This is a genomic window from Geminocystis sp. GBBB08, assembly GCF_016743215.1.
Classification (GTDB): Bacteria; Cyanobacteriota; Cyanobacteriia; order Cyanobacteriales; family Cyanobacteriaceae; genus Geminocystis.
The window spans coordinates 1-6,368 of sequence record NZ_VRZC01000194.1 but is presented as its reverse complement, the minus strand read 5'-3'; the positions used below and the strand labels follow the sequence as shown (position 1 = coordinate 6,368).

Sequence of the window (6,368 nt, the reverse complement as noted above, 5' to 3'; positions counted from 1 at the left end):
GCGTAATCATACTGTGATGTATAAAGGAGTATGTATTTCTAATGGTTGGTTACCTGATTGTGTGTCTTAAGTATTTAAAATAATAAGTAAGCTACGGTGTAAATATATTATAAGTAAGAAAAAGAATTTTATGGGTATCAGGAGTTAAAAAACCTACATTTAAAAGTTCAACCAATTTCTCAATGTTATAAGGAAATTTTTTAAAAGATAAGAAAATCTCTCCGCTAATTTCTTTGACAACAATTAATAATTCTGAAGGTTGTAAGTTAAAAGACTCTCGATAAATTTTTTGTCTTAATTTCTCTTTATGAATAGCAAAACATTCATCTAAATTTTTTTCGATAAAAGGGGCAAAATCTATCTTAGATTCAGATAAATCAACTTCATATAAATCAACAATATATAAGGGTGTCCAAATACCTGTTTCTATTTGTAAATTTAGTAACGATTTCTCGAATTCAGCAATAATTTTGTTTTTCCTTTCTATTTGTAGTTCTCTTTGTTTTGCTATAGATATTTTTTGTTTTTTATTAACCGTTTTCGTTTGAATATTCTTGTTACTATTTACATAATCTTGAGAGACATTAGCCGTCTTTTTAAATTTTTTACCAAAAAGTTTATCTAACATTTTATCAAATAAAAATAAGTAATGAAAATTATTCACTCATTATACTCTCTATCAACAAAAGATGTTATAGCTATCAGCTATAGCAATCCTAAATGATTTGTGGCAAAATAACGACTACAAATTTAAAGGCAAGGGGTTTTAAAGGCAAGGGGTTTTAAAGGCAAGGGGTTTAAACCCCTTGTTAAATAATAGGTAAAACATTATTTCCTATCTTTAAATATTTCATAACTGATTTAGGATTGCTATAGCAAATAATAATTGATCATTGATCATTAATTATTGATAATTGTTAGTTGTTAATTATAGACAAATGAAGGTTTGTGATAGACAATTGATCATTGACCTTAATCACAGATATTTTATTGAAGATGAAGCCGATTATATTTAGCATGGGAATTGTGATTGTTTGTGCGGGATTTTTAATAGTTTCCTTTATTTTTAATCAGGGTAAACCAGAAGCCATCGCTTCGGAAATAGGTACAAACAATGTTACACTAACTCAAAATGTATCTGAAAAATCATCTTTAGCAGATGCTAGTCAACTTAAACCTCAAGGAAATATGGATATAGATTTATCAAAGGCACAAACTTCTGCTACAGGCTTAAAGTATATTGAAATACAAGCAGGAGATGGGGAAACTCCAAAAAGAGGACAAAAAGTAACAGTACACTATACAGGCTACTTAGCAGAAGAAGGCTTTAAAAGAGGCAAGAAATTTGATAGTTCTCTCGATCGCAATCAACCTTTTACCTTTACCATTGGTGTAGGGCAGGTTATCAAAGGATGGGATGAAGGTGTAGCAAACATGAGCGTAGGAACAAAAAGTACCTTAATTATTCCTCCCGATTTAGGTTATGGTGCAAGAGGTGCAGGTGGTGCAATTCCGCCCAACTCAACTTTAATCTTCGATGTAGAATTGTTAGAAATTAAATAATGAGAAATTAGCAATTTGTGGGGGTTCGTATAACATCATTAGAAAAGTAAGATTAAATGCTTTTAATAGCTATGATCTAAGGGCATTGCCGTTTATGCCTGTAACGTTTGATCCGTTACGAACTCACAATTTTCTACAAGTTGTGTGAACGGTAGAGTCTTATCTAACCGAAAGGAATTAGGAATGAAAAACCAAAAACTCTCTCCTCTTCTTCTCTTCTTCTGAGTGTATATGTTAAGTAAAAAAAAAGAGCAAAATTGGAATTTGTGGTTTTTATTACCCCTTTATCCTTACCAACAACGACCAACTTTAAGACAAGAAGTAATAAAAGATACTATCTGGACTTTTGAGCAACCCCACGGTTTATTATACGCGGTTGTACCTATTCGCATGACCATTATTAAATTAAATACAGGTGGCTTATTAGTATATTGTCCCATCGCACCTACTCCAGAATGTGTTAATCTCGTGAGAGAATTAGAAAATCAGCACGGAAAAGTTAAGTATATTATTCACTCTACCAGTTCAGGATTAGAGCATAAAATTTTTGTTGGCCCTTTTGCCCGTTATTTTTCTACTGCCGAAGTTTGGAGTGCGCCTAGTCAGTGGAGTTTTCCCATTAATTTACCATTAACATGGCTTGGTTTTCCTCGTCAACGCACGAAAATTCTTCCTTTGGATTATCAAGAATCACCCTTTGCTGATGAATTTCAATATCATATTTTAGACATCGATTTAAGTCAAGGTTCATTTGTTGAAGTTGCTTTATTACATAAAAGTTCTAAAACATTATTAGTTACCGATATTGTCATCAAAATTCCCCAATATCCCCCGAAAATTATCGAATTAAATCTTTTTCCTTTGCTTTTTCATGCTAGAGAAAGCGCTTTAGATAACCTCGAAAATACTGAAGAAAATCGTCTTAAAGGTTGGCAGAGAATCTGTTTATTTGCCCTTTATTTTCGCCCTAGTATGATAGAGACAATCCCCCTTAAACAATTCATTCAAGAAGCTATAAACGCCCCTAATCGCTCTCGTGCTAACTATTTTGGGTTATACCCTTTTCGTTGGCAACAAAATTGGCAAAAATCCTTTGAGGCGATCGCTAATCGAGAAATACCATTAGTTGCACCAATACTTGAAACTTTAATTTTACCTGAAGCACCACAATCTGTAATTAATTGGGCGACTTATATCTCTACATGGGATTTTAATAATATTATTCCTGCTCATTTTTCTGCACCAATTAAAGCGACACCGAGACAATTTCGTCAAGCATTTTCTTTTTTAGAAAAGAATCCTTTTTCAGGGCAAAATTTATACCCTAGTGGCAATGATCAAATTTACCAAAAAGATAGTATTTTTATTAAACAATTAGAGAAAACTTTAGTTAAATTAAATATAGCAAAACCTAGAAAAAATTATGAATAAAGAAGGATAAATCTCTAACAAAAAAGTTTTATTATTTACCAGAATAAAGAGAAGGGGGGGGTGAGAGGGAAGTGATTGTTCTCAAAATGAATCAAAAGATCTAAATTAAATTTAATAAATAATTATCGAAAATCAATTTTAATAATGTTTAAGTGAATTTTCTCCTAGTCTTCTAGTCCCTTAGTCTCCTAGTTTTACCTTCACCGATAATTTTATATCGAACTCAGGTATTAAAACTATTGTCCATTCTCTACCCTCACCAAAACACTTTTTAAGTACCTCCTAATTACTTAGTTAAAATAGATTGTTTTTGAGAATAATTAGTTACAATTTGACGTAAAATATCCCCCTCAATAGTTTCTTTTTCAATTAATAAATCTACTAAATTATCAATTAATCCTCTATTTTCCCTGATGATTTTTTTTGCATTTTCATAACATTGAAAAACAATTTTTCTAACTTGTAAATCGATTTTTTCCGCAATTTCTTGGGAATATTCAGATCGATTAACGTTATCATTTCCTAAAAATAAAGGTTGTTCTTCCCCTTCTAAGGCAATAGGACCTAATGTTGACATTCCGAACTTTGTTACCATTTGGCGGGTTAAGGTTGTCACCCTTTCAATGTCATTTCCGGCACCCGTGGTAATTTCATCATCACCAAAAATAACATCTTCTGCCGCTCTTCCCCCCAATAAACCTGTAATATGAGCAAACAGTTGACTTTTAGAAACTAAGCCCTGTTCTTCATCAGGAGTAAACCACGTTAAGCCTCTGGCTTGTCCTCTGGGAATTAGGGTTACTTTTTCAACGGGATCATGACCTTTAGTAAAGGTACCTACAATTGCATGACCAATTTCGTGATAGGCGATTAATCTTTTACTCTTACTATCAACTAATGGAGTGCCTTCCATTCCCGCTATAACTCGATCAATTGCGGCATCGATTTCTGACATAGTAATAGCTTCTTTTCTTCTTCTGACAGTTAAAATAGCTGCTTCATTCAGTAAATTAGCTAAATCAGCCCCTGAAAATCCAGGAGTCCGTTGGGCGATCGTATTTAATGATACTTCAGGAGCAATCTTTTTGGTAGCGGCATGAACATCTAAAATACCTAAACGTCCGTTTAAATCAGGATAATCTACTATCACTTGGCGATCGAATCTTCCCGGGCGTAATAAAGCACTATCTAGCACATCAGGGCGATTCGTTGCTGCAATAACAATAATCCCAGTATTTCCCTCAAATCCGTCCATTTCTGTCAATAGTTGGTTTAAAGTCTGCTCTCTTTCATCATTACCACCGCCAATACCCGTGCCTCTTTGTCTGCCTACGGCATCAATTTCGTCAATAAATACTAAACAAGGTGCATTTTCTTTGGCTTTTTTGAATAAATCACGGACACGGGAAGCACCAACTCCTACAAACATTTCTACAAATTCTGAACCGGAAATGCTGAAAAAAGGAACTTCTGCTTCTCCCGCAATGGCTTTAGCTAAAAGAGTTTTACCTGTACCCGGAGGGCCTACTAATAAAACACCCCTAGGAATTTTAGCACCGACGGCAGTAAATTTATCAGGAGTTTTGAGAAATACGACTACTTCTTGTAATTCTTCTTTAGCTTCTTCAATTCCCGCTACGTCTTTAAATTCAACTCCAGTAGTGGCTTCCATTTGAAATTTAGCCCGTGATTTACCGAAATTCATAGCCCCGGCTGCACTATTAGCAGATTTTTTGATTAAGATGAATAAACCAATAATCAACAAAAGAAGAACACCGAGTTGCATGGTGTTGAGTAAAGCGGCTGTACTAGCAGCAGAAGATTCCATCGCAAAATCTACCTTTTTTTCTCGAATTTTAGAGATTAATTCGGGATTATTGTCATTAAATAACTTAACTTTCCGTGGTTGAGCTTGATTTTCTCCTACTAAATAAACATAGGCGATATTAGTAGAACGATCAATGGAAACTCTTTTTACTTCCCCATTTTCCAAACTTGTCAGTAAATCACTGAAAGTAATTGGCTGATTTTTTTGTTGTGCCAATACACTATTTCCTGTCAAAAACGTTTGGAAAAGCAATAAACTTCCTGCCATTAAACTAACAATTTTTTTGTGTTTAGATGCTTTAGTGGTGTTGAATTTATGATAACTGTGCATTTTATGATTCTCTAAAATAATAAACTATTTAATAACGTTCCTCTTTTGATAATCCTCAATTTCTTATTCTATTACCTATTCCTTGCAAAATGCCTTTACCAATTAATCCAATACCTTTACCAATAACTTCTGTGAGTAAATAAACCAGAACTTTACCCAAAGTATCCTCTAAAGATTTTATCCCTTTTGACAAACTATCCCTAAATTCAATTAAAATTGTCACCCATAACGGTATTCCCTTTATAGTGTTCAATTCTTCATCTCTAGGATGACTTATCTTACAGGTTTCGATACCTTGATAAGTTAATTTTAACATTTCAAATTGATCTTCAAAGATATTTCTCGGATTTCGCCAATACTTTTCTTGACGATAAGCCCAAACTAAGTCATTACGAAACATAGCTACTTTTCGAGAAGATTTTAAATCTAAATTAAATAAATTGTGTTTAATGTTGAGGTTATCAGCAAATTTATTTAAGGTAAAATCCATGACATAATTAGCAATATTAATAATAATATTCTGAAAAATAATTTCTTCTATATCTTTAGCTGACTGACTATCATGTTTATATACTTGATTATCAATTACTAAATCTTGTTGATAAACTTGGTAAAAAATAATATCCTCTAAAAAAGGTAATTTAGATAAAGTTTCAGAGAACAAACTATTACCATTTTCTAAAACTAACTCCACTAAATCATAGGAAGTTTCTTGGTCAATATTTGAGTTAATTATATAGTAGCGACTCAAAAATTTAATAGTAGAATTTTGCCATAAATCTTTGAGCAAAATATCTATTTGTTCTGATAATTTGTTCTCCTCTAAATCAATGCTATCTAAATTTTTAATAGTAGTAATCCACTCTTGTAAAATAACTATTAATAACTCCTGTTTTTTCGCATTTTTTAATATATCAATAGAATATAAATTGTTAGTAGAATTCTTAACAGAGCCTTTTATTTTGGCTAAGGTTAAATCATAAATATTATTAAGGTTATTACTTAAAATAATTTGACTATTAAAATTATCAGGGAAATTATTATTTGAAGAATTATCTAATGTCTCAGACTTTAAAGTAAGATTAGAAATAATCTCAGCATAATTTGGAGTAAATTGACTAATCAACCATTTCGCTAATTTTAGTTCTCGTTTTCTTCCTTGCCAATATAAAACATCTCCTAGGGATAATTTTCTTCCTTGAATATAGTCTTCAAT

At 32.3% G+C, this 6,368-nt stretch carries 5 protein-coding genes; 2 read left to right on the top strand and 3 right to left on the bottom strand.

The annotated features are described in order from the left end of the window. Window positions 1-91: 91 nt before the first annotated feature. Window positions 92-628, bottom strand: coding sequence for a hypothetical protein (locus tag FWJ34_RS17255; protein WP_308256581.1), 537 nt, complete (start codon window positions 626-628; stop codon window positions 92-94). A gap of 368 nt (window positions 629-996) precedes the next feature. Between FWJ34_RS17255 and FWJ34_RS17250 the strand changes: the two genes are divergently transcribed. Both FWJ34_RS17250 and FWJ34_RS17245 read left to right on the top strand, forming a co-directional pair. After that, window positions 997-1,563 carry an FKBP-type peptidyl-prolyl cis-trans isomerase gene (locus tag FWJ34_RS17250; RefSeq protein WP_308256580.1) on the top strand — a complete coding sequence of 189 codons (567 nt, stop codon included), beginning with the start codon at window positions 997-999 and terminating at the stop codon, window positions 1,561-1,563. Between the two features lie 231 nt (window positions 1,564-1,794). Then, window positions 1,795-2,994, top strand: coding sequence for a DUF4336 domain-containing protein (locus tag FWJ34_RS17245; RefSeq protein ID WP_308256579.1), 1,200 nt, complete (start codon window positions 1,795-1,797; stop codon window positions 2,992-2,994). 286 nt (window positions 2,995-3,280) lie between these two features. Here FWJ34_RS17245 and ftsH read toward each other — a convergent pair whose 3' ends face one another. Continuing rightward, window positions 3,281-5,152: an ATP-dependent zinc metalloprotease FtsH gene (ftsH, locus tag FWJ34_RS17240; RefSeq protein WP_308256578.1), complete on the bottom strand. Its 1,872-nt coding sequence runs from the start codon at window positions 5,150-5,152 to the stop codon at window positions 3,281-3,283. 55 nt (window positions 5,153-5,207) lie between these two features. After that, a partial coding sequence (locus FWJ34_RS17235) for a DUF3685 domain-containing protein (RefSeq protein WP_308256577.1) occupies window positions 5,208-6,368 on the bottom strand: 1,161 nt, incomplete at its 5' end.

What these genes read in the sequence shown, in the direction of transcription:
- FWJ34_RS17250 (WP_308256580.1), top strand. Translation starts at nt 997, where the DNA reads ATGAAGCCGATTATATTTAGCATGGGAATTGTGATTGTTTGTGCGGGA.
- ftsH (WP_308256578.1), bottom strand. Translation starts at nt 5,152, where the DNA reads ATGCACAGTTATCATAAATTCAACACCACTAAAGCATCTAAACACAAA.
- FWJ34_RS17245 (WP_308256579.1), top strand. Translation starts at nt 1,795, where the DNA reads ATGTTAAGTAAAAAAAAAGAGCAAAATTGGAATTTGTGGTTTTTATTA.
- FWJ34_RS17255 (WP_308256581.1), bottom strand. Translation starts at nt 628, where the DNA reads ATGTTAGATAAACTTTTTGGTAAAAAATTTAAAAAGACGGCTAATGTC.